At 73.0% G+C, this 26082-nt stretch carries 26 protein-coding genes; 3 read left to right on the top strand and 23 right to left on the bottom strand.

What is annotated here, in order from left to right; all coding sequences use genetic code 11:
- From bioA to pyrR, 9 genes are all read right to left on the bottom strand, one after another.
- On the bottom strand, window positions 1-909 hold a 909-nt coding region (gene bioA / locus NMK34_RS12290; RefSeq protein ID WP_318333484.1), incomplete at its 3' end, for an adenosylmethionine--8-amino-7-oxononanoate transaminase.
- A 161-nt stretch (window positions 910-1070) separates the two neighbouring features.
- Window positions 1071-2087: a quinone-dependent dihydroorotate dehydrogenase gene (locus tag NMK34_RS12285; protein WP_318333483.1), complete on the bottom strand. Its 1017-nt coding sequence runs from the start codon at window positions 2085-2087 to the stop codon at window positions 1071-1073.
- Window positions 2084-2233, bottom strand: a complete 150-nt coding sequence (locus tag NMK34_RS12280; RefSeq protein WP_318333482.1) for a hypothetical protein — start codon at window positions 2231-2233, stop codon at window positions 2084-2086. The genes NMK34_RS12285 and NMK34_RS12280 overlap by 4 nt, the downstream gene beginning before the upstream one ends.
- Window positions 2234-2259: 26 nt before the next feature.
- The gene (locus tag NMK34_RS12275; RefSeq protein WP_318333481.1) at window positions 2260-2430 is read right to left on the bottom strand and encodes a hypothetical protein; all 171 of its coding nucleotides are present in this window, start codon (window positions 2428-2430) and stop codon (window positions 2260-2262) included.
- Between the two features lie 38 nt (window positions 2431-2468).
- Window positions 2469-5816 carry a carbamoyl-phosphate synthase large subunit gene (gene carB / locus NMK34_RS12270; protein WP_318333480.1) on the bottom strand — a complete coding sequence of 1116 codons (3348 nt, stop codon included), beginning with the start codon at window positions 5814-5816 and terminating at the stop codon, window positions 2469-2471.
- Entirely contained in the window at window positions 5809-6981 is a 1173-nt protein-coding gene (gene carA / locus NMK34_RS12265) for a glutamine-hydrolyzing carbamoyl-phosphate synthase small subunit (protein ID WP_318333479.1), read from the bottom strand. The genes carB and carA overlap by 8 nt, the downstream gene beginning before the upstream one ends.
- Before the next feature lie 118 nt (window positions 6982-7099).
- Window positions 7100-8377 (bottom strand): dihydroorotase, encoded by a 1278-nt coding sequence (locus NMK34_RS12260; RefSeq protein ID WP_318333478.1) that lies wholly within the window; start codon window positions 8375-8377, stop codon window positions 7100-7102.
- On the bottom strand, window positions 8374-9300 hold the full coding sequence (locus tag NMK34_RS12255) for an aspartate carbamoyltransferase catalytic subunit (protein ID WP_318333477.1): 927 nt from the start codon (window positions 9298-9300) through the stop codon (window positions 8374-8376). The genes NMK34_RS12260 and NMK34_RS12255 overlap by 4 nt, the downstream gene beginning before the upstream one ends.
- The gene (pyrR, locus tag NMK34_RS12250) at window positions 9297-9881 is read right to left on the bottom strand and encodes a bifunctional pyr operon transcriptional regulator/uracil phosphoribosyltransferase PyrR (RefSeq protein ID WP_318333476.1); all 585 of its coding nucleotides are present in this window, start codon (window positions 9879-9881) and stop codon (window positions 9297-9299) included. The genes NMK34_RS12255 and pyrR overlap by 4 nt, the downstream gene beginning before the upstream one ends.
- Before the next feature lie 286 nt (window positions 9882-10167).
- On the opposite strand from pyrR, the gene NMK34_RS12245 reads away from it, so the two are divergent.
- A complete protein-coding gene (locus tag NMK34_RS12245) occupies window positions 10168-10656 on the top strand; it encodes a transcriptional regulator (protein WP_013285505.1) in 489 nt (162 codons plus the stop codon).
- 61 nt (window positions 10657-10717) lie between these two features.
- Here NMK34_RS12245 and nusB read toward each other — a convergent pair whose 3' ends face one another.
- From nusB to aroB, 4 genes are all read right to left on the bottom strand, one after another.
- Window positions 10718-11128 (bottom strand): transcription antitermination factor NusB, encoded by a 411-nt coding sequence (gene nusB / locus NMK34_RS12240; RefSeq protein ID WP_174361785.1) that lies wholly within the window; start codon window positions 11126-11128, stop codon window positions 10718-10720.
- A 23-nt stretch (window positions 11129-11151) separates the two neighbouring features.
- Window positions 11152-11709, bottom strand: a complete 558-nt coding sequence (gene efp, locus NMK34_RS12235; RefSeq protein ID WP_013285503.1) for an elongation factor P — start codon at window positions 11707-11709, stop codon at window positions 11152-11154.
- A gap of 86 nt (window positions 11710-11795) precedes the next feature.
- Complete coding sequence (gene aroQ, locus NMK34_RS12230; RefSeq protein ID WP_282313892.1) at window positions 11796-12236, bottom strand: type II 3-dehydroquinate dehydratase; 441 nt, start codon at window positions 12234-12236, stop codon at window positions 11796-11798.
- Complete coding sequence (gene aroB, locus NMK34_RS12225) at window positions 12233-13309, bottom strand: 3-dehydroquinate synthase (protein WP_318333475.1); 1077 nt, start codon at window positions 13307-13309, stop codon at window positions 12233-12235. The genes aroQ and aroB overlap by 4 nt, the downstream gene beginning before the upstream one ends.
- Window positions 13310-13401: 92 nt before the next feature.
- Here aroB and NMK34_RS12220 point away from each other — a divergent pair, with 92 nt between their 5' ends.
- Both NMK34_RS12220 and NMK34_RS12215 read left to right on the top strand, forming a co-directional pair.
- Window positions 13402-13944, top strand: coding sequence for a DUF2243 domain-containing protein (locus NMK34_RS12220; RefSeq protein WP_318333474.1), 543 nt, complete (start codon window positions 13402-13404; stop codon window positions 13942-13944).
- Window positions 13941-14747 (top strand): cytochrome c oxidase assembly protein, encoded by an 807-nt coding sequence (locus NMK34_RS12215; RefSeq protein WP_318333473.1) that lies wholly within the window; start codon window positions 13941-13943, stop codon window positions 14745-14747. Before NMK34_RS12220 ends, NMK34_RS12215 begins: the two co-directional genes overlap by 4 nt.
- Window positions 14748-14889: 142 nt before the next feature.
- Here NMK34_RS12215 and NMK34_RS12210 read toward each other — a convergent pair whose 3' ends face one another.
- From NMK34_RS12210 to NMK34_RS12165, 10 genes are all read right to left on the bottom strand, one after another.
- Complete coding sequence (locus tag NMK34_RS12210; protein WP_318333472.1) at window positions 14890-15399, bottom strand: shikimate kinase; 510 nt, start codon at window positions 15397-15399, stop codon at window positions 14890-14892.
- Window positions 15396-16574: a chorismate synthase gene (gene aroC, locus NMK34_RS12205; protein WP_318333471.1), complete on the bottom strand. Its 1179-nt coding sequence runs from the start codon at window positions 16572-16574 to the stop codon at window positions 15396-15398. Before aroC ends, NMK34_RS12210 begins: the two co-directional genes overlap by 4 nt.
- 158 nt (window positions 16575-16732) lie before the next feature.
- Window positions 16733-17551: a shikimate dehydrogenase gene (locus NMK34_RS12200; RefSeq protein ID WP_318333470.1), complete on the bottom strand. Its 819-nt coding sequence runs from the start codon at window positions 17549-17551 to the stop codon at window positions 16733-16735.
- A gap of 486 nt (window positions 17552-18037) precedes the next feature.
- Complete coding sequence (gene mltG / locus NMK34_RS12195; protein ID WP_318333469.1) at window positions 18038-19243, bottom strand: endolytic transglycosylase MltG; 1206 nt, start codon at window positions 19241-19243, stop codon at window positions 18038-18040.
- Entirely contained in the window at window positions 19240-19701 is a 462-nt protein-coding gene (gene ruvX / locus NMK34_RS12190) for a Holliday junction resolvase RuvX (protein ID WP_262015736.1), read from the bottom strand. Before ruvX ends, mltG begins: the two co-directional genes overlap by 4 nt.
- Window positions 19698-20003 carry a hypothetical protein gene (locus NMK34_RS12185; RefSeq protein ID WP_318333468.1) on the bottom strand — a complete coding sequence of 102 codons (306 nt, stop codon included), beginning with the start codon at window positions 20001-20003 and terminating at the stop codon, window positions 19698-19700. Before NMK34_RS12185 ends, ruvX begins: the two co-directional genes overlap by 4 nt.
- Window positions 20000-22681, bottom strand: coding sequence for an alanine--tRNA ligase (alaS, locus tag NMK34_RS12180; RefSeq protein WP_318333467.1), 2682 nt, complete (start codon window positions 22679-22681; stop codon window positions 20000-20002). The genes NMK34_RS12185 and alaS overlap by 4 nt, the downstream gene beginning before the upstream one ends.
- Window positions 22678-22983 (bottom strand): hypothetical protein, encoded by a 306-nt coding sequence (locus tag NMK34_RS12175; RefSeq protein WP_013285491.1) that lies wholly within the window; start codon window positions 22981-22983, stop codon window positions 22678-22680. Before NMK34_RS12175 ends, alaS begins: the two co-directional genes overlap by 4 nt.
- A gap of 32 nt (window positions 22984-23015) precedes the next feature.
- Entirely contained in the window at window positions 23016-23477 is a 462-nt protein-coding gene (locus tag NMK34_RS12170; RefSeq protein WP_043324962.1) for a DUF948 domain-containing protein, read from the bottom strand.
- A gap of 146 nt (window positions 23478-23623) precedes the next feature.
- Window positions 23624-24241: a hypothetical protein gene (locus NMK34_RS12165; protein ID WP_318336330.1), complete on the bottom strand. Its 618-nt coding sequence runs from the start codon at window positions 24239-24241 to the stop codon at window positions 23624-23626.
- Window positions 24242-26082 lie beyond the last annotated feature (1841 nt).

The following is a 26082-nucleotide window of genomic DNA, read 5'->3' as shown; positions in this document are numbered from 1 at the left end:
TCSCSSSKSSGCKGWGATCGCCCTCGCCACCTCGGGCGTGCACAGCGCCGCCGCGAGTGTCAGGTAGCCGCCGGTGAGCGCCTTGCCGACGCAGAGCACGTCCGGGGCGACACCGGCGTGCTCGGCGGCGAACATCCGGCCGGTCCGGCCGAAGCCGGTGGCGATCTCGTCGAAGACCAGCAGGATGCCGTGCCGCCGGGTCACCTCGCGCAGTACGCGCAGGTAGTGCGGGTGGTGGAACCGCATCCCGCCGGCGCCCTGGACCACCGGCTCCACGATCACCGCGGCCAGCTCGTCGGCGTGCCGCTCCACCGCGTCCACCAGCGCCGCCTCGTACGCCGGGTCCGGCGTCGCGTCGAAGCCGGGCGGCGGCACCGGCGCGAACACCTGCCGGGGCAGCACGTCGCCCCAGAGGTGGTGCATGCCGCCCTCCGGGTCGCACACGCTCATCGGGTGGAACGTGTCGCCGTGGTAGCCGCCCCGCCAGGTGCCCAGCCGGCGGCGCTGCGGACGCCCTCGCGCCCGCTGGTACTGCAGGCACATCTTCACCGCCACCTCGACGCTCACCGAGCCGGAATCGGCCAGGAAGACGTGTTCCAGGCCGTCCGGGGTCAGCTCGACGAGCGTGCGCGCCAGGCGTACCGCGGGCTCGTGGGTGAGCCCACCGAACATCACGTGGCTCATCCGGCCGAGCTGGTCGGTCACCGCGGCGTCAAGCGCCGGGTGCCGGTAGCCGTGGATCGCCGCCCACCAGGACGACATGCCGTCGACGAGTTCCCGCCCGTCCGCCAGCCGCAGCCGCACGCCCGCCGCGCTCTCGACCACGTACGGCGCGCCGGCTCCCGGCATCGGGGCGTACGGGTGCCACACGTGCCGCCGGTCGGCTTCCAGAATCTCCTCAGGCGTCACGTCTCCTCCTCCTTCGCCCCCTCTCCCTCCCCGCTCCCCCCGCCCCCTCTCCCCGCTGATCTTGCAGTTGCCGCCCTCGCCGCGTCCGGAACGCGGTGGTATGCCGGGGCGGGAAGTGCAAGATCGCGCGGGGTCGGGGCGAGGGCGGGGCGAGGGCGGGGTCAGGGTCGGGTGGCTGTTCGGGTGATGGCCCGGGTCAGGGCGGGGCCGCGGTAGATGAAGCCGGTGTAGAGCTGGAGCAGGGAGGCACCAGCGTCGAACATGCGTGCCGCGTCGTCCGGGTGCAGGATGCCGCCCACGCCGATCACCGGTAGCCGGCCGCCGGTCTCCCGGTGCACGAACGCGACCATCTCCCGGGCCCGGGCGGTCAGCGGCCGGCCGGACAGACCGCCGGCCTCGGCGGCGCGCTCCCGGTCGGCCGGGGCGAGCCCGTCGCGGCCGAGCGTGGTGTTCGTGGCGATGACCCCGGCCGCGCCCCGGTCGAGGCACACCTCCAGCAGCTCGGCCACGACCGGCTCGGTGAGGTCCGGGGCGATCTTCACCAGTACCGGCTTCTCCCCCACCAGCGCGGCGAGCAGGGCGTCCAGATGGGACCGGTCCTGAAGCGACCGCAGCCCGGGAGTGTTCGGTGAGGACACGTTGACCGCGAAGTAGTCGCCGTGTTCCTTGAGCGCCCGGTAGGACGCGAGGTAGTCCTCGACCGCCTCGTCCAGCGGGGTCACCTTGGACTTGCCGAGCGAGATGCCCAGCGGCACGCCGAGCGGGCGCGGCGACGCGGCCAGCCGGTCCGCCAGCGCCTCGGCGCCGGCGTTGTTGAAGCCCATCCGGTTGATCACGGCTTCGCTGTCGCGCAGCCGGAACAGCCGGGGCCGGGGGTTGCCCGGCTGGGCGTGCGCGGTCACGGTGCCGACCTCGACGAAGCCGAAGCCCAGCGCCGGCCAGGCCGGCAACGCGAGTCCGTTCTTGTCCATCCCGGCCGCCAGTCCGACCGGGTTGGGGAAGCGCACACCGAACACGGTGCGCGGTGCCGACCGGAAGTACGCCGCGCGCAGCGCCGCGAGGACCGCCGGCCGGCGGGACACCGCGGCCAGCCGCGCCAGCGTCCACTCGTGCGCCCCCTCGGCGTCCCCGCCCGCGAGCGAGAACAACCGGGGCCGCACCACCTTCTCGAAGATCACGCCCCGGCCCCCCACCCGATCTCCCCGGCCCGCCCGGCCCGCCCGGCCCGCCCGGTCTCCCCGGTCTCCCCGGTCTCCCCGGTCTCCCCGGTCTCCCCGGTCTCCCCGTTGATCATGAAGTTGGCGGCGGATTTGGAGATCCACATCGCCGCCAACCTCATGATCGGCGCGTTCAGGCGCGGTCGGCCCCCCACCCGATCTCCCCGGCCYCCCCGGCCCGCCCGGCCCGCCCGGCCCGCCCGGTCTCCCCGGTCTCCCCGGTCTCCCCGGTCTCCCCGGTCTCCCCGGTCTCCCCGGTCTCCCCGTTGATCATGAAGTTGGCGGCGGATTTGGAGATCCACATCGCCGCCAACCTCATGATCGGCGCGTTCAGGCGCGGTGTCACTCGCCCGCCCGCAGGGCGGCGTGCAGGTCCTGCAGCGGGCGGACCTTCAGGTCGCCCCGGATGCGGGCCTCGATGCCCATGACCGCGGCGGCGGCGCCGGGCACCGTCGTGACGCACGGGATGTCCACGCTCACCGCCGCGCTGCGGATCTCGTACCCGTCGGAACGGGCACTCGCCCCGGAGCCCTGCGGCGTGTTCACCACTAGCGCCACGTCCCCGCCGAGGATCAGCGACACCGCGTCCGCGCCCTCACCCGACTCGTAGTGCTTGCGGATCTGCTCGCAGGCGATGCCGTGCCGGCGCAGCACCTCGGCCGTGCCGGTGGTGGCCACGATCTCGAAGCCCAGGTCGGCCAGGCGCTTGATCGGGAAGATCATGCCACGCTTGTCCCGGTTGGCGACCGAGACGAAGATCTTCCCGGCGGTGGGCAGCGACCCGTACGCGGCGGCCTGCGACTTGGCGAACGCCTGGCCGAAGCCGGTGTCGATGCCCATCACCTCGCCGGTGGACTTCATCTCCGGGCCGAGCAGCACGTCGATGCCCTTGCCGGACGGGGTGCGGAACCGCTTGAATGGCAGCACCGCCTCCTTGACCGCGATCGGCGCGTCGGCCGGCATGGTGCCGCCGTCGCCGGTGGGCGGCAGCATCCCCTCGGCGCGCAGCTGCGCGACGGTGGCGCCGAGCGCGATCCGGGCCGCCGCCTTCGCCAGCGGCACCGCGGTGGCCTTCGAGACGAACGGTACGGTCCGGGAGGCGCGCGGGTTGGCCTCCAGCACGTAGAGCATGTCGCCCTGCAACGCGTACTGGACGTTCAGCAGGCCGCGCACCCCGATGCCGCGGGCGATCTGCTCGGTGTAGTGCCGCACCTGGGCCAGGTGCGAGCCGGCCAGGGTGATCGGCGGCAGCGCGCAGGACGAGTCGCCGGAGTGGATGCCGGCCTCCTCGATGTGCTCCATCACGCCGCCCAGGTAGACGTCGCCGTCGGCGTCCACGAGCGCGTCCACGTCGATCTCGATGGCGTCGTCCAGGAACCGGTCCACCAGCACCGGGCGGTCCGGCGAGATGGCGGTGGCCCGGCCGATGTAGTCGCGCAGCGTGGCGTCGTCGTAGACGATCTCCATGCCGCGCCCGCCGAGCACGTACGAGGGGCGGACCAGCACCGGGTACCCGATCTCGTCGGCGATCGCCTTCGCCTCGTCGTACGAGGTGGCCATGCCGTGCGCGGGCGCGCGCAGCCCGGCCCGGGCCAGCACCGCGCCGAACGCGCCGCGCTCCTCGGCCAGGTGGATCGACTCCGGGGAGGTGCCGACGATCGGCACCCCGGCGTTCTTGAGCCGCTGCGCCAGGCCCAGCGGGGTCTGGCCGCCGAGCTGCACGATCACCCCGATGACGCCGGGGCCGCCCGCCTCCTTGCCGGAGGAGTCCTCGGCGTGCCAGACCTCCAGCACGTCCTCGAACGTCAGCGGCTCGAAGTAGAGCCGGTCGGCGGTGTCGTAGTCGGTGGAGACGGTCTCCGGGTTGCAGTTGACCATGACGGTCTCGTAGTCCACGGCCCGGAGGGCCTGGACGGCGTGCACACACGAGTAGTCGAACTCGATGCCCTGACCGATCCGGTTCGGCCCGGAGCCCAGGATGAGCACCTTCGGCCGCGCCGAGGGCGCCACCTCGGTCTCCGAGTCGTATGTCGAGTAGTGGTACGGCGTGGTCGCCTCGAACTCGGCCGCGCAGGTGTCCACCGTCTTGTAGACCGGCCGGACGCCGAGCCGGTGCCGCAGCGTCCGGACGCCGTCCTCGGCGGCCAGCTCGGGACGCAGCGCGGCGAGCTGCCGGTCGGACAGGCCGGCCCGCTTGGCGCGGCGCAGCAGGGCGGCGTCGAGCACCGGCGCGTCCACGATCTCGGCGCGCAGCTCGACCAGCGAGGCGATCTGGTCCAGGAACCACGGGTCCATGCCGCCGGACGCCTCGGACACCTCGGCGATCGACGCGCCGAGACGCAGCGCCCGCTCGACCGTGTAGAGCCGGCCGTCGTGCGGCGTGCGCAGCGCCGCGAGGGTGTTCTCCTTCGTCGCGCCCTCCGGGTCCGGAGTGGTCCAGAAACCGGATGACTTGGTCTCCATCGAGCGCATCGCCTTGTTCAGCGCCTCGGTGAAGTTGCGGCCCAGGCTCATCGCCTCGCCCACCGACTTCATCGTGGTGGTCAGCTCCGGGTCGGCGCCGGGGAACTTCTCGAACGCGAACCGGGGGATCTTCACCACCACGTAGTCGAGCGTCGGCTCGAACGCGGCGGGCGTCTTCAGCGTGATGTCGTTGGGGATCTCGTCGAGCGTGTAGCCGATGGCGAGCTTCGCGGCGATCTTCGCGATCGGGAAGCCGGTCGCCTTCGACGCCAGCGCCGAGGAACGCGACACCCGCGGGTTCATCTCGATCACGACGATCCGGCCGTCGGCCGGGTTCACCGCGAACTGGATGTTGCAGCCGCCGGTGTCCACACCGACCTCGCGCAGCACCGCGATGCCGAGGTCACGCAGCCGCTGGTACTCCCGGTCGGTGAGCGTCATCGACGGGGCGACGGTGACGCTGTCGCCGGTGTGCACGCCCATCGGGTCGACGTTCTCGATCGAGCAGACCACCACCACGTTGTCGTGGCGGTCGCGCATCAGTTCGAGCTCGTACTCCTTCCAGCCGAGCACGCTCTCCTCGATGAGCACCTCGTGCACCGGGCTGGCCACCAGGCCGGACCCGGCGATGCGCTCCAGGTCCTCGTCGGTGTGCGCCATACCGGAACCGAGGCCGCCCATGGTGAACGACGGCCGGATGACCACCGGCAGGCCCAGGTCGGCGACCGTCTCGCGGACCTCGTCCATCGAGTGGCAGACCCGCGACCGCGGCACCAGCGCCGACGGATCGTCCAGGCCCAGCCGTACGCCGGCCTTCGCGACGATCTCCTTGAACAGCTGCCGGTCCTCGCCCCGGTTGATCGCCTCGATGTTCGCGCCGATCAGCTCGACGCCGTACTTCTCCAGCACGCCCGCCTCGTGCAGGGCGACAGCGGTGTTCAGCGCGGTCTGCCCGCCGAGCGTCGGCAGCAGCGCGTCGGGGCGCTCCTTGGCGATGACCAGCTCGACGAACTCACGCGTGATCGGCTCGACGTACGTGGCGTCGGCGAACTCCGGGTCCGTCATGATCGTCGCCGGGTTCGAGTTGACCAGGCTGACCCGGATCCCCTCGCTGCGCAGCACCCGGCAGGCCTGGGTGCCGGAGTAGTCGAACTCGCAGGCCTGTCCGATCACGATCGGCCCGGAGCCGATCACCAGGACGTGCTTGAGGTCGGTCCGCTTAGGCATTCTTTCCGCCTTCACTCTGCTTCCGGTCGAAGCCACGGCCTTCGATCAACTCGGCGAAACGGTCGAAGAGGTAGTCCGCGTCGTGCGGGCCGGCCGCCGCCTCCGGGTGGTACTGGACGGTGAAGGCGGGCACGTCCACGGCCCGCAGCCCCTCGACCACGTTGTCATTGAGGCAGACGTGTGACACCTGGACACCGCCGAACTCGGTCTCGATCACCTGATCCGGCACCACCGCGCCGTCCCCGGCACCCGGCACCTGCACCGCGAAGCCGTGGTTGTGGCTTGTCACCTCGACCTTGCCGGTGGCCCGGTCGAGCACCGGCTGGTTGATGCCGCGGTGGCCGTACCCCAGCTTGTAGGTGCCGAAGCCGAGCGCCCGGCCGAGGATCTGGCTGCCGAAGCAGATGCCGAACAGCGGGATCCGCCGGGTCAGCACCTCCCGGGCCAGCGCCACCGGGCCGTCGGCGGTCGCCGGGTCGCCCGGGCCGGGCGAGAAGAAGACCGCGTCCGCGCCGGTGGCGAGCAGATCCTCGATCGTCGACCCGGCGGGCAGCACGTGGGTGGTGACGCCGCGGGCGGCGAGCCGGCGCGGCACGTTGCGCTTGATGCCCAGGTCCACCGCGGCCACCGTGAATCGGTGCTCGCCCTGCGCCTGCACGACGTACGGCTTGGCGGTGGTCACCTCGTCGGACAGGTTCGCGCCGACCATCTGCGGCGACCGGCGGACCCGCTCCAGCAGGGCGGCCGGGTCGTCGTCGACGCTGGAGATGCCGACCCGCATCGCGCCGCGCTCACGCAGGTGCCGGGTCAGCGCCCGGGTGTCCACGCCGCTGATGCCGACGACGCCCTCGGCGGCGAGCCGGTCCTCCAGGCCGCCGCCGGCCCGCCAGTTGGAGCTGATCCGGGCCGGGTCGCGCACCACGTACCCGGCCACCCAGATCCGGTCGGACTCGTCGTCCTCGCCGTTGACGCCGGTGTTGCCGATGTGCGGCGCGGTCTGCACCACCACCTGCCTGTGGTACGACGGGTCGGTGAGCGTCTCCTGGTAACCGGTCATGCCGGTGTTGAAGACCGCCTCGCCGAAGGTCTCCCCGACGCTGCCGTACGCCTCGCCGTGGAACGTGCGCCCGTCCTCGAGGACGAGAATTGCAGGCCGTCGCTTCACTGTGCCCGCCTTTCGTTCGCGACTGCGGGACTCCGCTCCGCTGCGTTCCTCGCTCGGATCACTGTGTCTCCTTCGATCCGGACTGCGGGACTCCGCTCCGCTACGTTCCTCGCTCGGATCACTTGACAGCCTTTCCGTCCAGGACCGTCGGCTCGCCGCGCAGGAAGGTCGCCACGATGCGACCCGGCAGCGTCATGCGGGCGTACGGGGTGTTGCGACTGCGACTGGCCAGCTCCGCCGGTTCGATGACGCGCCGGGCGGCCGGGTCGACCAGGGTCAGGTTGGCCGGTACGCCGGGCGCCGGGTCGAGGCCGTGCCCGGTCAGCCCGGCGATCCGGGCCGGCGTGCGGGACATCCGCTCGGCGATCAGATCCCAGCGGGGGCCGAACACGTCGAGCGCGATGGACAGGGCGGTCTCCAGGCCGAGCATGCCGGGCCGGGCGTACGCCCACTCGCACTCCTTGTCCTCCACCGCGTGCGGCGCGTGGTCGGTGGCGATGATGTCGATCACGCCCTCGGCCAGCGCCTCCCGCAGCGCGGCGATGTCGGCGGCGGTACGCAGCGGCGGGTTGACCTTGAAGACCGGGTCGTAACTCTCCGCCTTGGCGTCGGTCAGCAGCAGGTGGTGCGGCGTCACCTCGGCGGTGACGCGTACCCCGCGTGCCTTTGCCTGGCGCAGCACCTCGACGCTGCCGGCGGTGGAGACGTGGCAGACGTGCAGGCGGCTGCCGACGTGCTCGGCGAGCAGCACGTCCCGGGCGATGATCGCCTCCTCGGCGACGGCCGGCCAGCCGGTCAGGCCGAGGCGGGTGGACACCTCGCCCTCGTGCATCTGCGCGCCCTCGGTGAGCCGGGGCTCCTCGGCGTGCTGGGCGATCACGCCGTCGAACGCCTTGACGTACTCCAGCGCCCGGCGCATCAGCCGCGGGTCGGACACGCAGTGCCCGTCGTCGGAGAAGATCCGCACCCCGGCGGCCGAGTCGGCCATCGCGCCCAGCTCGGCCAGGCGCTCGCCGGCCAGCCCGACGGTGACCGCGCCGATCGGCTGCACGTCGACCAGGCCGGCCTCCCGGCCGAGCCGCCAGACCTGCTCGACCACGCCGGCGGTGTCCGCGACCGGCGAGGTGTTCGCCATGGCGCAGACCGCCGTGTAGCCGCCGAGCGCCGCCGCCCGGGAGCCGGACTCGACCGTCTCGGCGTCCTCCCGGCCGGGCTCGCGCAGGTGGGTGTGCAGGTCGACCAGGCCGGGCAGCGCGACCAGGCCGGTCGCGTCGATGACTGTGGCGTCGTCCGCGGCGAGCCCGCGGCCCGTCCCGGCCACCACGCCGTCGCGGATGAGCAGGTCGGTCGGCTCGCCGCCGACCACACTGACGCCTGTGATGAGGTACGCGGTCACCGGTTGTTCCCTCCGAGCAGCAGGTAGAGCACGGCCATCCGCACGGAGACCCCGTTGGTGACCTGTTCGACGATGGTGGAGCGGGGCGAGTCGGCCACCTCGGGCGTGATCTCCATGCCCCGGTTCATCGGTCCGGGGTGCATGACGATCGCGTGCTCGGGCAGCCGGCGCATGCGCGGCCCGTCGAGCCCGTAGCGGCGGGCGTACTCGCGGGCCGACGGGAAGTAGGAGTCGCCCATCCGCTCGCGCTGCACCCGCAGCATCATCACCACGTCCACACCTGGGAGAACGGTGTCGAGGTCGTAACAGACGTCGGTGCCGGGCGCCAGGGCGGCGGCGATGTCGACAGGGATGAGCGTGGGCGGGCCGACCAGGGTGACCTTCGCGCCGAGCGTGGACAGCAGCAGCACGTTCGAGCGGGCCACCCGGGAGTGCAGCACGTCGCCGACGATCGCCACGTGCAGGCCCTCGAGCCGGCCCAGCCGGGACCGCATCGTGTACGCGTCGAGCAGCGCCTGGGTGGGGTGCTCGTGGGTGCCGTCACCGGCGTTCACGACCGACCCGTCGACCCACTCCGCGAGCCGGTGCGGCGCGCCGGAGGCGGGGTGCCGGACGACCACCGCGTCCGCGCCCATCGCCTGGAGCGTGAGCGCGGTGTCCTTCAGGCTCTCCCCCTTGGCCACGCTGGAGCCCTTGGCGGAGAAGTTGATCACGTCGGCGCTGAGCCGCTTGGCGGCCGCCTCGAACGAGATCCGGGTCCGGGTGGAGTCCTCGTAGAAGAGGTTGACCACGGTGCGCCCGCGCAGCGCTGGCAGCTTCTTGACCTCACGCCCGGCCACCGTCGCCATCTCCGCGGCGGTGTCCAGGACCAGGGTGGCGGTGCCGGCGTCCAGGTCGGCGCCGGAGAGCAGGTGCCGGATCATGCGGGTGTACCCCCGTACAACTTGACCTCGTCCGTGCCGTCGGTCTCGGCGAGGGTGACCTTGACGTTCTCGGCCAGCGCGGTGGGGATGTTCTTGCCGACGTAGTCGGCGCGGATCGGCAGCTGGCGGTGGCCGCGGTCGACCAGGACCGCGAGCTGCACGGACGCCGGGCGGCCGACGTCGCTGAGCGCGTCCAGCGCGGCCCGCACGGTACGGCCGGAGAACAGCACGTCGTCGACGAGGATCACCCGCTTGCCGTCGATCCCGCCGCTCGGCAGGTCGGTCGGGCCGACCGCGCGGGTGGCGTGCCGGCGCAGGTCGTCGCGGTAGAGCGTGATGTCGAGCACGCCGACCGGGACGGTGACGTCCTCGAAGGTGCTGATCCGGGCGGCGAGGCGGTGGGCCAGCGGCACACCCCGGGTGGGGATGCCCAGCAGCACGGTGCCGGCGGCGCCCTGGGTCTTCTCCAGGATCTGGTGGGCGATGCGGTCGACCACCCGCGACACGTCCGCTGCGGCGAGGATCACCTTCACCGAGGGTTGTCGCGGCGGCGACGAGTGGGCAGCCGACGGGTAGGCCACGGCGGACCTCCTTCCCCGCCTCACGGGACGGGTCGTTAAAGGACGTCTGGTCTGCTCCGGCCGGTCCCCGCAGGGCCCGGACCGGGGCTTCACGCCACGTTACCAGCGGTCACCGGACCGCTCGCCGCCGGTCCTGACCTGCTGGTCAGCCCGGAGAAATGGGGACAAGCCACACGCGGGTGCCGGACCCGGTGGACGGCAACACTTGACCACATGTCGCAATCCCCGTACCGTCACGCTCCGTAGCGATAGCTCGGAGAACCCGAACAGCACTGGGAGTGTCCGAATGCCCTCTGAATACGCCAAGTCGCTGGGCGCCCGCCTGCGCTCCATCCGCCAGCAGCAGGGTCTGTCCCTGCAGGGGGTGGAGGAGAAGTCGAACGGGCGGTGGAAGGCCGTGGTGGTCGGCTCGTACGAGCGCGGCGACCGCGCCGTCACCGTGTCCCGCCTGGCGGAGCTGGCCGACTTCTACCGCGTTCCCGTCTCGGAGCTGCTGCCCGACGGCAGCGGGGTGCGTCACGAGCCCACCAGCAAGATCGTGCTGGACCTGGAGCGGCTCTACGACGAGGCCTCCGAGGACCTCGCGTACGTGGCCCGCTACGCGCGCGCCATCCAGCAGCAGCGCGGCGACTACAACGGCCGGGTGCTCTCGATCCGCGCCGACGACCTGCGCGCCCTCGCGATCGTCTACGACGCCTCGCCGTCGGGCCTGATCGAGCGGCTGACCGAGCACGGCGTGCTGGTCGCCGACCCGCGGGCGTTCTTCGCCTCCTGACACCCCCGTACGACGAAAGGGCCCGTGCCGACCGGCACGGGCCCTTCGTCGTCGCGGCGCGTCAGCGCGTGGCGTACTCGGCGATCCGGCCGAGGATGCCGTTGAGGAAGCGGGGCGAGTCGTCCGTCGACATCTGCCGGGCCAGCTCCACGGCCTCACTGATCGCCACCGCGTCGTCGATCTCGTCGACGTAGAGCAGCTCGTACACGGCGATCCGGGCCAGGTTGCGGTCGACCACCGGCATGCGCTCCAGCGTCCACCCCTCGGCGTAGCTGGCGATCGTCTCGTCGATCCGGTCGAGGTGCGCCGCCACGCCCTCGACCAGCCCGACCGCGTAGCCGAGGTGGTCGGGGCGCGGCTGCTCGATCCGTTCCAGGTAACCGGCGAGCACCTCGACCGGCGGGCGGTCCCGCAGGTCGGCCTCGAAGAGCACGTCCAGCGCCCGCTTGCGCGCCTTGCGGCGCGCCGGCATCTGCTGCTTGGGGCCCTCGGCCATCAGGCTCGGCCGAGGTAACGGCCGTCGCGGGTGTCGACCTTGATCTTCTCACCGGTGGTGATGAACAGCGGCACCTGCACGGTCGCACCGGTCTCGACGGTGGCCGGCTTGTTGCCGCCGGTCGAGCGGTCGCCCTGCAGGCCCGGCTCGGTGTAGGTGACCTCGAGCACGACCGAGGTCGGCAGCTCGATGTACAGCGGCACGCTCTCGTGGGTGGCGACAGTCGCCTCGGCCTCGGGGAGGAGGTAGTTGGCGGCCTCGCCGACGGTGCCGCCGGGGACGGTGATCTGGTCGAACGTCTCCAGATCCATGAAGACGTAGTCCTCGCCGTCGGCGTACAGGTACTGCATGGTGCGCTTGTCCACGGTCGCGGTCTCGACCTTGGTGCCCGCGTTGAAGGTCTTGTCGACCACCTTGCCGGACAGCACGTTCTTCAGCGTGGTGCGCACGAAGGCACCACCCTTACCGGGCTTGACGTGCTGGAACTCGACGACGGCCCACAGCTCGCCGTCCAGGTTGAGTACCAGGCCGTTCTTCAGGTCGTTGGTGGTGGCCATTTCCTGCCTTGATCATCAATTGGCGGACAGACCGTCCAAGTCTACTCGCTCTGTCGAATCGGACTCGCGCCACGGAACGGACCGGCTCAGGCTCCTGCGGCGAGCCGGGCGGCCAGGTGGTGCAGCGCCAGCCGGTAGCCGTCCACGCCCAGGCCGCAGATCACGCCGGTGGCCACCGCGGAGACCACCGAGTGGTGCCGGAACTCCTCCCGGGCGTGGATGTTGGAGATGTGCACTTCGACCAGCGGGCCGCGCAGCATGGCGCAGGCGTCCCGCACCGCGATCGAGTAGTGCGACCAGGCGGCCGGGTTCAGCACCACCGCCGCCGCCTCGTCGGCCGCCTCGTGCAGCCAGGCCAGCATCTCGTGCTCGGCGTCGGTCTGCCGGACCACCACGTCCAGGCCCAGCTCCCGGCCGTGCCGCTCACAGTCGGCCACGAGCTGGGCGTAGCCGGTCACCCCGTACACGTCGACCTGGCGGGTGCCGAGCCGGCCCAGGTTCGGCCCGTTGAGCACGTACACCCTCACGAGCTGATCTCCGCGTACGCGGCGGCGAGCAGGTCGTCCGGCGGCGCCTCCAGGATCGCCGGGCGGGCGAGCCCGTCGAGCACCACGAACCGCAACCGGCTGCCCCGGGACTTCTTGTCCACCTGCATCGCGGCGAGCAGTTCCGGCCAGGCGTCGGCCCGGTAGCCGGTCGGCAGGTCGAGCGCGGTCAGCACCCGGCGGTGCCGCTCGGCGTCGGCCGCGCCGAGGCGACCGGCGAGCCGGGCCAGCGTGGCCGCGTAGACCAGGCCGACCGCCACGGCGTGACCGTGCCGCCAGCGGTAGCCCTCCACCTTCTCGATCGCGTGGGCGAGGGTGTGCCCGTAGTTGAGTACCTCGCGTACCCCGGATTCGCGCAGGTCCCCGGCGACCACGCCGGCCTTCACGCGGACCGCGCGCTCGACCAGTTCCCGCAGCACCGGCCCGGCCGGGTCCAGCGCGGCGGCCGGGTCCCGCTCGACCAGGTCGAGGATGACCGGGTCGGCGATGAACCCGCACTTGACCACCTCGGCCATGCCGGCGGCCAGGTCGGACGGGGGCAGGCTGTCCAGCGTCGCCAGGTCGGCCAGCACGCCGGCCGGCGGGTGGAACGCGCCGACCAGGTTCTTGCCGGCAGCGGTGTTGATGCCGGTCTTGCCGCCCACGGCGGCGTCGACCATGCCGAGCAGCGACGTGGCGACCGGCACCCAGCGCACGCCGCGCAGCCAGGTGGCCGCGACGAACCCGGCCAGGTCGGTGACCGCGCCGCCGCCCACCCCGACCACCGCGTCGGTACGGGTGAACCCGGCGTCGCCGAGCCGGTCCCAGCAGGCCGCCGCCACGTCGACGTGCTTGCCCGCCTCCGCGTCCGGCACCTCGATCAGCAGCGGCGTCACGCCGCCCTCGCGGACGCCGTCGGCGAGCTTGTCGGCGAGCGCCTTGAGTGGCGGCGCGTGCAGGAAGGCCACCCGCTCGGCGCCGGCCAGCAGCCCGGGCGGCGGGTCCAGCAGGTCACGTCCCACGAGCACGTCGTACGGCCGCTCGCCGCCGACCGGGATCCGGGTCACCTCGTCCATCGCGGGCAGCCTAGTCCAGCGCGCCGCACCCGCGCGGCCGTTGTCCACTGGCTGGGTGTTTGCCGGGCCGCACGGCGGGTAGGGCGGCCGGAATGAGCGAGACGACGGCACACGCGACCCGCCCGGAGTCCGCGACGAGCATCCGGCTGCCCGCCACGATCCTCGGCGTCGGGCTCGGCGGTTTCGTCGACGGCATCGTCCTGCACCAGGTCCTCCAATGGCACCACATGCTCAGCAGCACCGGCAGCGACCGGATCGGCGTGCGCGAGTACCCGGTGGACACCGTGCCCGGGTTGCAGATGAACACGCTCTGGGACGGCCTGTTCCACGTGGTCACCTGGGTGGCGGTGCTGACCGGCCTGGCCCTGCTCTACTCCCGGGTCACACACTCCCGGGGCCGGCTGTGGCGCTCGCCGATGCTGCGGGGCTGGGCGCTGATCGGCTGGGGCCTGTTCAACCTGGTCGAAGGCGTCATCGACCACCACCTGCTCGGTATCCACCACGTCCGCGGCGGCCCGAACCAGCTCTGGTGGGACCTCGGGTTCCTGGCCCTCGGGGTGGTGCTGATCGCCGTGGGCTGGGTGATCCAGCGCCGGGCCCGGGCCGTGGACCTCTGCGCGCCCGAGCGCCGGTGACAGTGGCCCTGGCCCACGCCGGGCACGCCGACGGCGGCTTCCCGGTGACCGCGCTGGTCCCGGTGGCGCTGTTCTGGGCGTACCTGGCCGCCGCGCTGCGACTGCGCGACCCGGGCGGGCCGGGCTGGCCGCACGCTCGCACGGCGAGCTTCGGGCTGGGCGCGCTGCTGCTGGTGACCGGGCTGCTGTGGCCGACCGGCGACTTCGTCGGGCACATGTGGCAGCACCTGCTGATCGGCATGCTCGCGCCGCTGGCACTGGTGCTCGGCGCCCCGGTCACGCTGCTGCTGCGCACGCTGGACCGGCGCACCAGCCGGGCCCTGGTCCACCTGCTGCGGCACCCGGTCGCGCGGGTGCTCGGCCACCCGGTGACCGGCCTGCTGCTCACCGCGGGCGGGCTGTGGCTGCTCTACCTCACCCCGCTGTACCGGGCCACGCTGGACAGCCCGGCCCTGCACACGCTGGTGAACCTGCACTTCCTGCTCAGCGGCTGCCTGTTCGCCTGGTCGATCGCCGGCCCCGATCCGGGACCGCACCGCCCGCGCGTACCGGTGCGGCTGGTGGTGATCGGGGTCGGGGTGGCGGCGCACGCCACCATCGCCCAACTGCTCTACGCCGGGCTGTTCGTGGACGTGCCGGCCACCGCCGCCGAGCTGCGGGCCGGGGCCACGCTCATGTACTACCTGGGTGACCTGGCCGAGATCGCGCTGGCGCTCGCGCTGCTCGCCACCTGGCGACCCGAGCCGGCCCGGCGCGGCCGCGCCGGACGCCGGACGGCCGGGACCGCCGCGGCCAACGCCTGACCGGCGCGCCTTCTCACCCGCCCATGGCGTTCCACCCACCGACGTCATGCACGCCGACTGGAACACCACGGGTGCCACAACGCCCCGGAGACACCCACCGCGTTCCACCGAGGGAGCCGGACACAGCGCGGCGAGGCGAGTGTCAGGGCTTGAGCAGGGCGGCGATCTCCGCGGCCAGCTCCTGCGGCGTACGCCCGTCGGTGACCACCGTCGCGGTCGCCACCTCGGCGTAGAGCGGTCGGCGCTGGTCCATCAGGTGCTTGAGCGTGGCACGCGGGTTCAGCGCGAGCAGCGGCCGCCCGGCGCCCAGACCGACCCGCTTGACCGCGTCGGGCAGCTCCACCGACAGGTGCACCACCGTGTGGCCGATCAACGCGGCCCGGTTCTCCTCGGCCAGGACCGCGCCGCCGCCGACCGCGAGCACGCCCGCGTGTGACGCGAGCGCCGCCGCCACGGCGGCCCGTTCGAGGGTACGGAAGTGCTCCTCCCCCTCGTCCACGAAGATCTCCGGGATGGGCTTGCCGGCGAGATCCTCGATGTCGGCGTCGGTGTCCCGGAAGCCGACCCCGAGCGCCTCGGCGAGCGCCGTTCCGACTGTGGTCTTGCCGGAGCCGGGCGCCCCGACCAGCACGCAGACCGGCCGGGTGCTCACTTGACGACCAGCCCGTCGAGGTAACCGGTCAGGTTGCGGCGCATCTCGGCGATCGAGTCGCCGCCGAACTTCTCCACCGCCGCCTCGGCCAGCACCAGCGCGACCATCGCCTCGGCCACCACCGCCGCGGCCGGCACCGCGCACACGTCGGAACGCTGGTTGATCGCGGTGGCCGGCTCACCCGTGGTCACGTCGATCGTCGCGAGGGCCCGGTTCAGCGAGGAGATCGGCTTCATGGCCGCCTTCACCCGCAGCGGCTCACCGGTGGTGATGCCGCCCTCCAGGCCACCGGCCCGGTCGGTGATCCGCCGCACGCCGGTGGCGGTGGGCACGATCTCGTCGTGCGCCTCCGAGCCACGCGAGCGGGCCTGCTGCCAGCCGTCGCCGATCTCCACGCCCTTGATCGCCTGGATCGACATGAGCGCGGTGGCGAGGCGGGCGTCGAGCTTGCGGTCCCACTGCACGTGGCTGCCCAGGCCCGGCGGCACCCCGTACGCGAGCACCTCGACCACGCCGCCGAGCGTGTCGGCGGCCTTCTTCGCGGCGTCGACCTCGGCGACCATCCGGGCGCTGGCCTCGGCGTCGAGGCAGCGCAGCGGGTCGGCGTCGATGCGCGCGGCGTCCTCCGGCGTGGGGCGCAGACCCGGCTTGACCGCCACCGGGCCCAGCTCGACCACGTGCGAGACGATCTCGACGCCGAGCGCCTGACGGACGAGCGCCTTGGCGACGGTGCCCACCGCGACCCGGGCGGCGGTCTCCCGGGCGCTGGCGCGCTCCAGGATCGGCCGGGCGTCGGTGTGGCCGTACTTCTGCATGCCGGCCAGGTCGGCGTGACCCGGGCGGGGACGGGTCAGGGGTGCGTTGCGGGCCTGGCTCGCCAGCTCCTCCGGGTCGACCGGGTCGGCGGCCATCACGGTGCGCCACTTGGGCCACTCGGAGTTGCCGACCCGGATCGCCACCGGGCTGCCGAGCGTCACCCCGTGCCGGAGCCCGCCGATGATCTCGACCTCGTCCTGCTCGAACGACATCCGGGCACCCCGGCCGTAGCCGAGCCGGCGCCGGGCCAGCTCGCCGGAGATCTCCCCGGTGGTCACCTCGATGCCGGCGGGTACGCCCTCCAGCATCGCGACGAGGGCGGGTCCGTGCGATTCACCTGCAGTCAGCCAGCGCAACACGACGGTCAGTCTGTCACGCCCGGTGGTCACCGGCGTACGCCGCCCGCCGCATCCCGCCCTGCGGACAGGCCACCTCCGCGCGCTGGTCTCCCGCGCGGTCGGTGAGGTGTTAACAGGGGACCCTTCCTCTACCGGAGGCGTTAAGAAGGGGCCCTTCCTTACACCGGCAGCGCGGCGCGCATCGCGGTGCGTGGGGCGGTGACGCCGGTGAACTGCTCGAACTGGCCGAACGCCTGGGCCAGCAGCAGGTCCAGCCCGGAGACCACTCGGCACCCGGCGGCCAGCGCCGCCGCCGCGAGCGGCGTCGGCCACGGGTCGTAGACGACGTCGAAGAAGACCGACTCCGGCCGCCAGTCGAAGTTGTCCGCGAGCGCGTCGGCGACGCCCTTGGGCACCGTGGAGATCACCACGTCGGCGCGGGCGTGGGAGGGTGCGCCGTCCCACTCGGCGCCGGCGAGCGGCACCCCGGCCGCCGCCGCGACCGGGCGCAGCTCGTCGACCGCCTCGGGCCGGCGTGCCACCACTGTCACCTCGGCCGCCCCGATCCGGGCCGCCGCCGCGATCGCGGCCCGGGCGGTGCCACCCGCGCCGAGCACTGTGACGACCGCCCCGGCCACGCAGCCGGCACCGGTGAGCACCTCGACCATGCCGGTGACGTCGGTGTTGTCCGCGTACCAGGTGCCGTCGGGTCGGCGTACCAGCGTGTTGGCGGCACCGACGGCGGCGGCGACCGGCGAGACCTCGTCGGCCAGCGCGAGCGCCGCCTCCTTGCCCGGCATGGTCACCGACAGCCCGGCCCACTCCGGGCCGAGGCCCGCGACCAGGCCGGGCAGCTCGTCGGCACCGGCTTCGATCCCGGTGTACGACCAGCCGGTCAGCCCGGCCGCCGCGTACCCGGCGGAGTGGATCGCCGGAGAGAGCGAGTGGGCGATCGGCTTGCCGACCACCGCGGCACGACGGGGGCTCGAGAACTGCACTGCCTCTCCCCCCAGGTCATGAACGGATCAGGGTAGCGTAGCCGCGGACGAGCAGTTGCCGATCCCGGTTCGGCAGATCCGGTAGGAGTAGTCCGACACACCGAACGTCGCGGACTTCTCCGTCGAGGTGCATACGGAATCGCCCTGCCACGACCACGAGGTTCCCCCGGGTGCGCGCACCTGCCAACGCGCACAGTGCCCGTCCGACAGCGTGTCGCGAGCGAACAGCTCCCAGTTGGCATTCCCCAGGTAAACGGCTCTTCCAGCCGCTCCGGTCGTACTCCGGGTGATCGTCGCCGCCTGTGCCGGCACAGCAGCAAATCCCAACAGCATCGCGGCGCCAGTTCCCACCACGCCGACTCGCCGCGACCACAAACCACGCATCATGAGGCACCCCCGCGTCTCGATGTCGAATGCAGACACCGAGCGTAGTGACCACAGTCGATCTCCGCAAGCATTGCGCTGAGCGAGATCGCGCCGTCGTGCCTAGAGAACGCCGTTCTCCTTGGCCTTCTCGATGTTGCGCTCGTGCTCGGCGTTCGTCGTCGCGAAGGCCGAGTGTCCCTGCTTGTCGATGGCGACGAAGAAGAGCCACTTGCCGTCCGGTGGGCTCAGCGCCCCCTCCAGGGCCTGCTTCCCCGGGTTGTTGATGGGAGTCGGGGGCAGACCCGGGCGGGCATGGGTGCTGTACGGGTTCTTCTCGTCGTACAGCTCCTCTCTGCGCATGTCCTTCGACGCCTTTGTCGGCTTGCCGGTCAGCTCCCAGTAGTAGTTGACCGACACGTCGAACTGCAGACAGTTGCAGGGGAAGTTGCCGCTGTAGACCCGGTTGTAGGCGACGCGGGCGATCTTGCCGAGGTCGTCCTTGTTGCCCGCTTCCGCCTGCGAGAGCGACGCCACGACCAGCACCTCGTATGGGCTGATGCCGCCACGGTTCGCCTGCACGTTCTCGGCGAACTTCAGGTTCCCGGTGACGGTGAGGAAGTTGTCCACCATCAGCTTGAGCACCGTCTCGGCGGTGGCCTTCGGCGGGATCTCGTAGGTGTCGGGGAACAAGAAGCCCTCGATCGACGGCTTGACCTTCTTGCCGTCGGAGCGCTTGAACCACCAGTCCGGTACGCCGAGCGCCTCCGGGTCCTTCGCCGCCGCCTCGAAGTCCTTGACCGGGATGTCGGTCTTCTCGGAGAGCCGCTTGTAGACCGTCTTCGCGGTGAGACCCTCGGGAATGGTGATCCCGTTGACGATCTTGTTCTTGAGGTCCAGCAGCGCCACGACCGCCGCGTCACCGCTCATCTGCTTGCGCAGCTTGTACGTGCCGGGCTGGATGTTCTTGCTGCGCGAGTTCTCCTCGGCGGCCTCGATGAACGCCTTGGTGCTCTTCACCACGTCGGCCGCGACGAGCGCGTCGGCCATGTCGGCGATCAACGCGCCCTGCTTGATCTCGACGGTCACCTCGCCGGTGCCGGAGCCGTCGTAGTCGGGTGTGACGAAGTAGTTCTGGACCCGGTCGAAGCCGTAGAACGCACCGCCGCCGATGCCGCCGAGCAGGACCAGCGCGAGCGCGAGGGCGAGAAGGGTCTTGCCCCGGCTGCCGCCGGACTTGCCCTGGCGTCGGCGCACCGCGCCGCGCCGGTGCCTGCCCTTCTCCCCCCTGTCCGGCTCGTCGAACCCCAGATCAAGATCGTCGATCATTGCGTCCGCCTCCGCTGTGCGTCCAGCCAGCTCTGCAGAATCTCCACCGCGGCGGCCTGGTCGACCACCGCTCGTTGGCGCTTTCCCCGGACGCCCCGTTCGGCCAGCCTACGACTCGCGACGACGGTAGACATCCTCTCGTCCGTCAGCGTCACCGGAATCGGCCTCATTACATCAGCCAATCGGCTGGCATATGCTGATACGTTCGCCGCCGCCGGGCCGTGCTTTCCGGCCAGGTTGACAGGCAGCCCGACCACGATCCCCACCGCCTCGTGCTCGGCGGCGAGCCGGACCAGCTCGGCCATGTCGCCGGGCACCGCGTCCGGTTCGGCGGTCAGATCACGGGCCAGCGTCACCAGGGGCGTGGCGAGGATGCCGTGCGGATCACAGCGGGCCACCCCCACCCGGACCTGGCCGACGTCGACGCCCAGCCGGACGCCACGGGACAGCTCGCTCACGAGCGGACACCTCCCCGCCGGTACGGGCCAGGGCGGACCGGGTGGTCCGCCCTGGCGTCGATCGTTGCGCTCATGCCGTGCCGACTGGGCATGCCCTCACGGCCCTCGCTCCGCTCGGTGCGTTCGCTCATGCCGTGCCGACCGGGCATGCCCTCACGGCCCTCGCTCCGCTCGGTGCGTTCGCTCATGCCGTGCCGACCGGGCATGCCCTCACGGCCCTCGCTCCGCTCGGTGCGTTCGCTCATGCCGTGCCGACCGGGCATGCCCTCACGGCCCTCGCTCCGCTCGGTGCGTTCGCTCATGCCGTGCCGGCGACCGCCCGCTCGACGGTGACCAGCAGGTTCGGCGCCTCCGTCGCGGGCAGGCCGCCGCCCTGGGCCAGGTCGTCGCTACCGCCGCCCCGGCCGGAGAACGCCGCCTTGACCAGGTCTTTCGCGCTCAGGTTCCGCCCCCGGGCGGCCTGGTTGACGGCCACCACGAGCGACGCCTTGCCGTTGGCCCGGGCGGCCACCGCGACCACCGCCGGGCGGGCCGCGTCGATCCGGCCCCGGATCTCCTGGGCGAGGGTCCGCACGTCGTTCGCCGCCGCGCCCTCCGGCGCCTCGGTGCCGACGTACGCGACGCCGCGCACGTCCTTCGCCTGCGCCGCCAGGGCACCGGCCCCGCCGAGCACGAGCTGGGCGCGCAGCTTCTCCAGTTCCTTCTCCGCGTCGCGCAGCTGGGTGACGGTCTGCTCCACCCGGTCGGCCACCTGCTCGCCGGGCACCCGGAACAGCTCGGCCAGCCGGGACACCAGCAGGTGCTCGCGGGCCAGGAAGCCGAACGCGTCCATGCCGACGAGCGCCTCGATCCGGCGTACTCCGGAACCCACAGAAGCCTCGGAGAGGATCTTCACGAGGCCGAGCTGGGCGGAGCGGGCCACGTGCGTGCCACCGCACAGCTCGCGGGCGTAGTCGCCGACCTCGACGACCCGGACCCGCTCGCCGTACTTCTCGCCGAACAGGGCCATCGCCCCGATCCGGCGGGCCTCCTCCTGGCTGGTAACGAACGCGTGCACCTCAAGGTCGGCCAGCAGCACCTCGTTCACCTGCTGCTCGACGTCGTGCAGCACGCTCGGCGCCACACCCGTCGGGGTGTTGAAGTCGAACCGCAGCCGGCCCGGCGCGTTGAGCGAACCCGCCTGGGTCGCCGACTCACCGAGGAAGTTACGCATCGTCTGGTGCACCAGGTGCGTGGCGGTGTGCGAGCGAGAGATCGCCCGGCGGCGGGACACGTCGATCTCGGCGTACCCGGTCTCCCCGGAGCGAACCTCGCCGCGCACCACCTTGGCCCGGTGCACGATCAGGCCGGGCACCGGCTGCTGCACGTCGAAGACCTCGACCTGGCCGCCGCCCACAGTGATGAGCCCCTGGTCGGGCTGCTGGCCGCCGCCCTCGGCGTAGAACGGGGTGGTGTCGAGCACCAGCTCGACCGTGTCGCCCTCGACCGCCGCGGAGATCGCGGCGCCGCCGGACAGCAGCGCGCGGACCCGCGACTCCCGGCTCAGCTCGGTGTAGCCGGTGAACTCCACCGGCCCGCCGCCGTCGAGCACCGACCGGTACGCCGACACGTCGGTGTGCCCGGTCTTGCGCGCCTGCGCGTCGGCCTTGGCCCGGCTGCGCTGGTCGGCCATCAGCCGGCGGAAGCCCTCCGCGTCGACCTGCAGCCCCTGCTCAGCCGCGATCTCCAGGGTCAGGTCGATCGGGAAGCCGTACGTGTCGTGCAGCTGGAACGCCTTGTCACCGGAGAGCGCCGCCCTGCCGGCCGACTTGGTCTCGGCGATGGCGGTGTCCAGGATCGTGGTGCCGGCGCGCAGCGTGGCCAGGAACGCGTCCTCCTCGGCGTACGCGTACTGGGAGATCCGGCCGAAGTCCTCGGCCAGCTCCGGGTACGACGGCGCCATGCAGTCGCGGGCCACCGGCAGCAGCTCCGGCAGCGCCCGGTCGGCGTAGCCGAGCAGCCGCACCGCCCGGATCGCCCGGCGCATGATCCGCCGCAGCACGTAACCCCGGCCCTCGTTCGACGGGGTCACGCCGTCGCCGATGAGCATCAGCGAGGTGCGCACGTGGTCGGCGATGACCCGCAGCCGTACGTCGTCCGGGTGCGACTCGTTGGCCGCGTGACCCGAGTGCACGCCGTAGCGCTTGCCGGTCAGCTCGGCGGCCTTGTCGAGGATCGGCTTGACCTCGTCGATCTCGTAGAGGTTGTCCACGCCCTGCAGCAGCGAGGCCATCCGCTCCAGGCCCATGCCGGTGTCGATGTTCTTCGCCGGCAGGTCACCGAGGATCGGGAAGTCCTCCTTGCCGGTGCCCGGGCCGCGCTCGAACTGCATGAAGACGAGGTTCCAGAACTCCAGGTAGCGGTCCTCGTCGACCTCCGGGCCGCCCTCGCGGCCGTAGGCCGGGCCGCGGTCGTAGTACAGCTCGGAGCACGGACCGCACGGGCCGGGGATGCCCATCGACCAGAAGTTGTCGGCCTTGCCGCGGCGCACGATCCGCTCGGCCGGCACGCCGGTGGCGCGCCAGATGTCGTACGCCTCGTCGTCGTCCAGGTAGACGGTGGCCCAGATCCGCTCCGGGTCCAGCCCGAAGCCGCCCGCCTCGACCGGCTTGGTGGCCAGATCCCAGGCGAGCGGGATCGCCCCGGACTTGAAGTAGTCACCGAAGGAGAAGTTGCCGTTCATCTGGAAGAACGTGCCGTGCCGGCTGGTCTTGCCGACCTCGTCGATATCAGGCGTCCGGATGCACTTCTGCACGCTCGTCGCCCGCGCGTACGGCGGGGCCTGCTGGCCCAGGAAGTAGGGCACGAACTGCACCATGCCCGCGTTGATGAACAGCAGGTTCGGGTCGCTGATGGCGGGCAGCGGAGCGGACGGGACCACGGTGTGCCCGTTCGCCTCGAAGTGGGCGAGGAACCGCCGCTTGATCTCCGCCGTCTTCATCGCTGGTGGTCCTCCGGGAAAATCTCTCGGTCGCCGATCCGCGGGTCCTCCCGCAGCTCGGCGAACTGGTCGTCGTACACCTCGCCGCGGGCGAAGGCCTCGTGGATCTCCTGCTCACGCTCGGCCATGCCGACCCGGACGTCGTCCACGAACGCCCGGAGCGACTCGACCAGACCGCCGGCGGACTCGGACAGCCCGCTGGCGATGCCGGCCGGGGTGTACGCCTGCGCGGTCCGGGTGGCCTTGCGCACCACCAGGACGCCCACGGCCAGCCCGATGCCCAGCCAGAACAACCGCCTCATGTTCTCATCCTTCCCGCGTACGCCGGTCGGGGTCAGCGGTTGCCGCGCTTGGCGGCGCGACGCTGCTGCTTGATGGTGTCGCGCACCTCGCGCTCGGTCTCGGCGTGCCGGCGGGCGGAGGCGGCCCGGCGCACGCCGTAGCCGAACGCGGCCACCTTGACCAGCGGGTTCGCGGCGGCGGCGGAGACCACGGTGGCCAGGTTCGCCACGTTCGCGGTGACGTTCTGTGCGTGGCTGGTCATGGTGTCCACCTTGGCGAGCTGGAGGTTCACCCCGTCCAGCGAGGTCTGCACCTGCTCCAGCGCCACGTTGACGTTCTTCACCGTGGTGTTCACGTCACCGAGCAGCGGCGCGGTGCGGTCGTTGAGCTCGTTGATCATGCGGGTCGTCGCGTCCACGGTGTGCCGCAGCCGCAGGATCGGCACCGCCAGCACGAGCACCAGCATCAGGAACGCGCCGGCCAGAACCAGCCAAGCGACCTCGCTACCGTTCACGCGCACGTCCTCCTCAAGCAGTGTCCCGGAACCCGACGCCCCGGAACGCGCGACCGTACCTACCCACTTCGCGCCACGCCGACCCGGTCACCGGGCACGGACGGGCGTGCCAGCCCCAGACCCTACCGTCCGTGATGGAAGTCGGCTCACGACGGTGAGGGGGTCACCTCGCCCAGCGGGTCGTCGGTCAGCGTCGGGTAGGGATCCTCACCGGTGAGTGACGGATCGGTGGTCGGTGTCGGTCCGGTGCGCTCGTCGTCGATCGCGTTGCGCACCTTCACCGACACCAACGAGCCGGTGCACGCCGCCGCTGCGGGCTCGGCGGGCGTGGACGGCGCGGGCGCTCCGTCGATCGGCGGGGGCGTGCAGGTGCGGTCGCGTACCCACAGGTCGAGCGTCAGTTCGTCCCGGCGCCAGCAGGTGTAGCTACCGGGGACCTTCTCGTCCGGGCAACGGTCGACCTTCCAGCGCCGCCACCCGTCCCCGGCCAGCGCCTTCTCGTAGACCGCGACGGTCTCCTTCCACCCCTGCTCCGACTCGACGGACCGTTCCCGCAGGCGGCAGTCCTGCAGGCACCAGCGGCTGCCGCTGACGTTGTCCACCGTGTTGCTCTGCGCCCAGGTGGGCACCGCGAGCTCGTCGAGGGTGTCGAAGACCGGGTCGCGGCTGAGCGTCCGCATCCCGAAGTAGAGCGGCACCGCACCCAGCAGCACGAGGCTGACCAGGGCGAGGATGCCCAGCCGCAGCCGGCTGCGCTCGCGCATCTGCCGGCGCAGCTCGGACCGCGCGCCACGCAGGCCGCCGGCCTCCGCGCCGCTGTCGGCCGGTCCGGGACCGCCCGGCCGTGGCCCCGCCGGCTCCCCCGGGGGTACGACCACAGCCGCCCGGGCCGCCGCCGGTGTCGCCGGGCCGCCCGGTCCGGGCCGGTCGGTTTCCGGTCCGGGTGGTGTCGCGCGCCCGGCGGGCCGCTCGTCCGGCGCGACCGGGCGGGCCACGCCCGCCGCCGCGCGGGCGGTCACCGGGGCACCGGGCGGCACCGGGGCGTCGCCCGCCGGACCTCGGGCGCCGGGGGCCACCGGTGGTCGGGGCCCGGCACCGGGCCGGGACATGTCGTCGGGGCGGGCCGCCCCACGGCCGTCGCCACCGGGTCCGGCCGGGCCGGCCGGGCCGGACCCGGGGCGAGCGCCGCCCACCGGAATCCCGCCCGTGCGCTCCACGTCGCCGCGCGGACCGGGTCCGGCCGGTGCACCACCGGGACGGCCGCCAGCCGGGATCCCGCCCGTGCGATCGAGGTCACCGCGCGGGCCGGGCTCGACCGGGGCGCTACCGGGACGGCCACCGAGCGGGGTTCCGCCCGTGCGATCGAGGTCACCGCGCGGGCCGGGCCCGGCCGGGGCGCCACCGGGAACGGCGGCGACACCGGGACGGGCAGCGCCGCGCGCCGGGCCGGACCGGGCAGGCGGCGGGTCGGACGGCGCAGGCCGGGCCGGGGGCATGCCCGGGCCGGGCTGGTCGGGGCGGACCGCCGGTTCGGCGCGCGCCGGCACATCGGGGCCGGGCTGCCCCTGCCGCCGGGACGGCGTACCCGGCTCGGGACGCACCGGCGGCACGGCGACGCCGACCCGGCCGGCGGGGCCGCCGGAACGGCCGGGCGGCTCCTCGGCGGGTGGGCCGGCCGGACGGCGGGTGACCGGCATGGCGGGGTCGGTGTGCGGGGAACGACCGGCCTGCCGCAGCCAGTCGGCGGGCCGTTCGGGCCGTTGCGGCCGCTGCTCACCGGCATCGTCACGGGCGGCGCGTCGGCCGGGCGTCTCGGCGGCGGCACCGGGGCCACCGGGCTCGTCGGGCGCGGCCCGCCGGGCGCCGGGCACCTCGGGTGCGGGCCGACGGCCGACGGCCGTGTCGGGTGCGCCGCTCCGGCCGCCGGCCGTGTCGGGCGTGGCACCGCGGCCGGCGGGTGCGCCGCGACGGCCGCTGGGCGGGGTCGGGCCGGCCGCCGGGCTGCCGGACACGGGCGCGCCCGGCACATCCGGTGCGTTGCCGCTGCGCGGCACGACCGGGGAGCGGTCCGGGGCGGCCCGCCGGCCGGGCGTGGCTGCGGGTTCGGCGCCGGGTGCGGGCGGGTGGTGACCGCCGGTGGGCTCGTCGTGCCGGGCACGGCGCCCGCCACCGGAGACCGGAGCCGCGTCCGGAACTGCTCGCGCGGCCGCGCCGGGCACGATGCCTTCCGGCGCGGCGCGGCGGCCGGCACCGGAGACGGGCCGGGTGCCGGGCGGAACGCCGTCGGCACGCGCCCGGCGGCCCGCACCGGAGACCGGCTGGGTACCGGGTGGCATGTCGCCGGGTCGCGCCCGCCGCGCTCCACCGGGGACCTGCGGGACGGCGCCGGTGTCCTCGGCGCGGGCTCGGCGGGCGGCGCCGGAGACCGGCTGGATGCCGGCGGTGTCGTCGGGCCGGGCCCGGCGTCCGGCGGGCGGCGGGATCGTCGGGTCGGCCGGGTGCGGGCCCTCGGGCCCGGCGCCGTGCCGGCCGCGGGGGGCCGGCGGTACGCGGGTGTCACCGTCGTCAGTGGACGGCCGGCCCACGTCGGCGGGTACGCGGCCGG

Origin of the sequence: Micromonospora sp. BRA006-A, from assembly GCF_033433935.1 — a bacterium.
In the GTDB taxonomy this organism is placed as follows: domain Bacteria; phylum Actinomycetota; class Actinomycetes; order Mycobacteriales; family Micromonosporaceae; genus Micromonospora; species Micromonospora aurantiaca.
Note: the sequence above shows the minus strand (reverse complement) of the source record. Positions and strands in the feature narration are given on the sequence as shown.

What these genes read in the sequence shown, in the direction of transcription:
- NMK34_RS12280 (WP_318333482.1), bottom strand. Translation starts at nt 2,233, where the DNA reads ATGTGGATCTCCAAATCCGCCGCCAACTTCATGATCAACGGGGAGACC.
- carB (WP_318333480.1), bottom strand. Translation starts at nt 5,816, where the DNA reads ATGCCTAAGCGGACCGACCTCAAGCACGTCCTGGTGATCGGCTCCGGG.
- NMK34_RS12255 (WP_318333477.1), bottom strand. Translation starts at nt 9,300, where the DNA reads ATGATCCGGCACCTGCTCTCCGGCGCCGACCTGGACGCCGGCACCGCC.
- NMK34_RS12245 (WP_013285505.1), top strand. Translation starts at nt 10,168, where the DNA reads ATGCCCTCTGAATACGCCAAGTCGCTGGGCGCCCGCCTGCGCTCCATC.
- nusB (WP_174361785.1), bottom strand. Translation starts at nt 11,128, where the DNA reads ATGCCGGCGCGCCGCAAGGCGCGCAAGCGGGCGCTGGACGTGCTCTTC.
- efp (WP_013285503.1), bottom strand. Translation starts at nt 11,709, where the DNA reads ATGGCCACCACCAACGACCTGAAGAACGGCCTGGTACTCAACCTGGAC.
- aroB (WP_318333475.1), bottom strand. Translation starts at nt 13,309, where the DNA reads ATGGACGAGGTGACCCGGATCCCGGTCGGCGGCGAGCGGCCGTACGAC.
- NMK34_RS12220 (WP_318333474.1), top strand. Translation starts at nt 13,402, where the DNA reads ATGAGCGAGACGACGGCACACGCGACCCGCCCGGAGTCCGCGACGAGC.
- mltG (WP_318333469.1), bottom strand. Translation starts at nt 19,243, where the DNA reads ATGATCGACGATCTTGATCTGGGGTTCGACGAGCCGGACAGGGGGGAG.
- NMK34_RS12185 (WP_318333468.1), bottom strand. Translation starts at nt 20,003, where the DNA reads ATGAGCGAACGCACCGAGCGGAGCGAGGGCCGTGAGGGCATGCCCGGT.
- alaS (WP_318333467.1), bottom strand. Translation starts at nt 22,681, where the DNA reads ATGAAGACGGCGGAGATCAAGCGGCGGTTCCTCGCCCACTTCGAGGCG.
- NMK34_RS12175 (WP_013285491.1), bottom strand. Translation starts at nt 22,983, where the DNA reads ATGAGGCGGTTGTTCTGGCTGGGCATCGGGCTGGCCGTGGGCGTCCTG.
- NMK34_RS12165 (WP_318336330.1), bottom strand. Translation starts at nt 24,241, where the DNA reads ATGCGCGAGCGCAGCCGGCTGCGGCTGGGCATCCTCGCCCTGGTCAGC.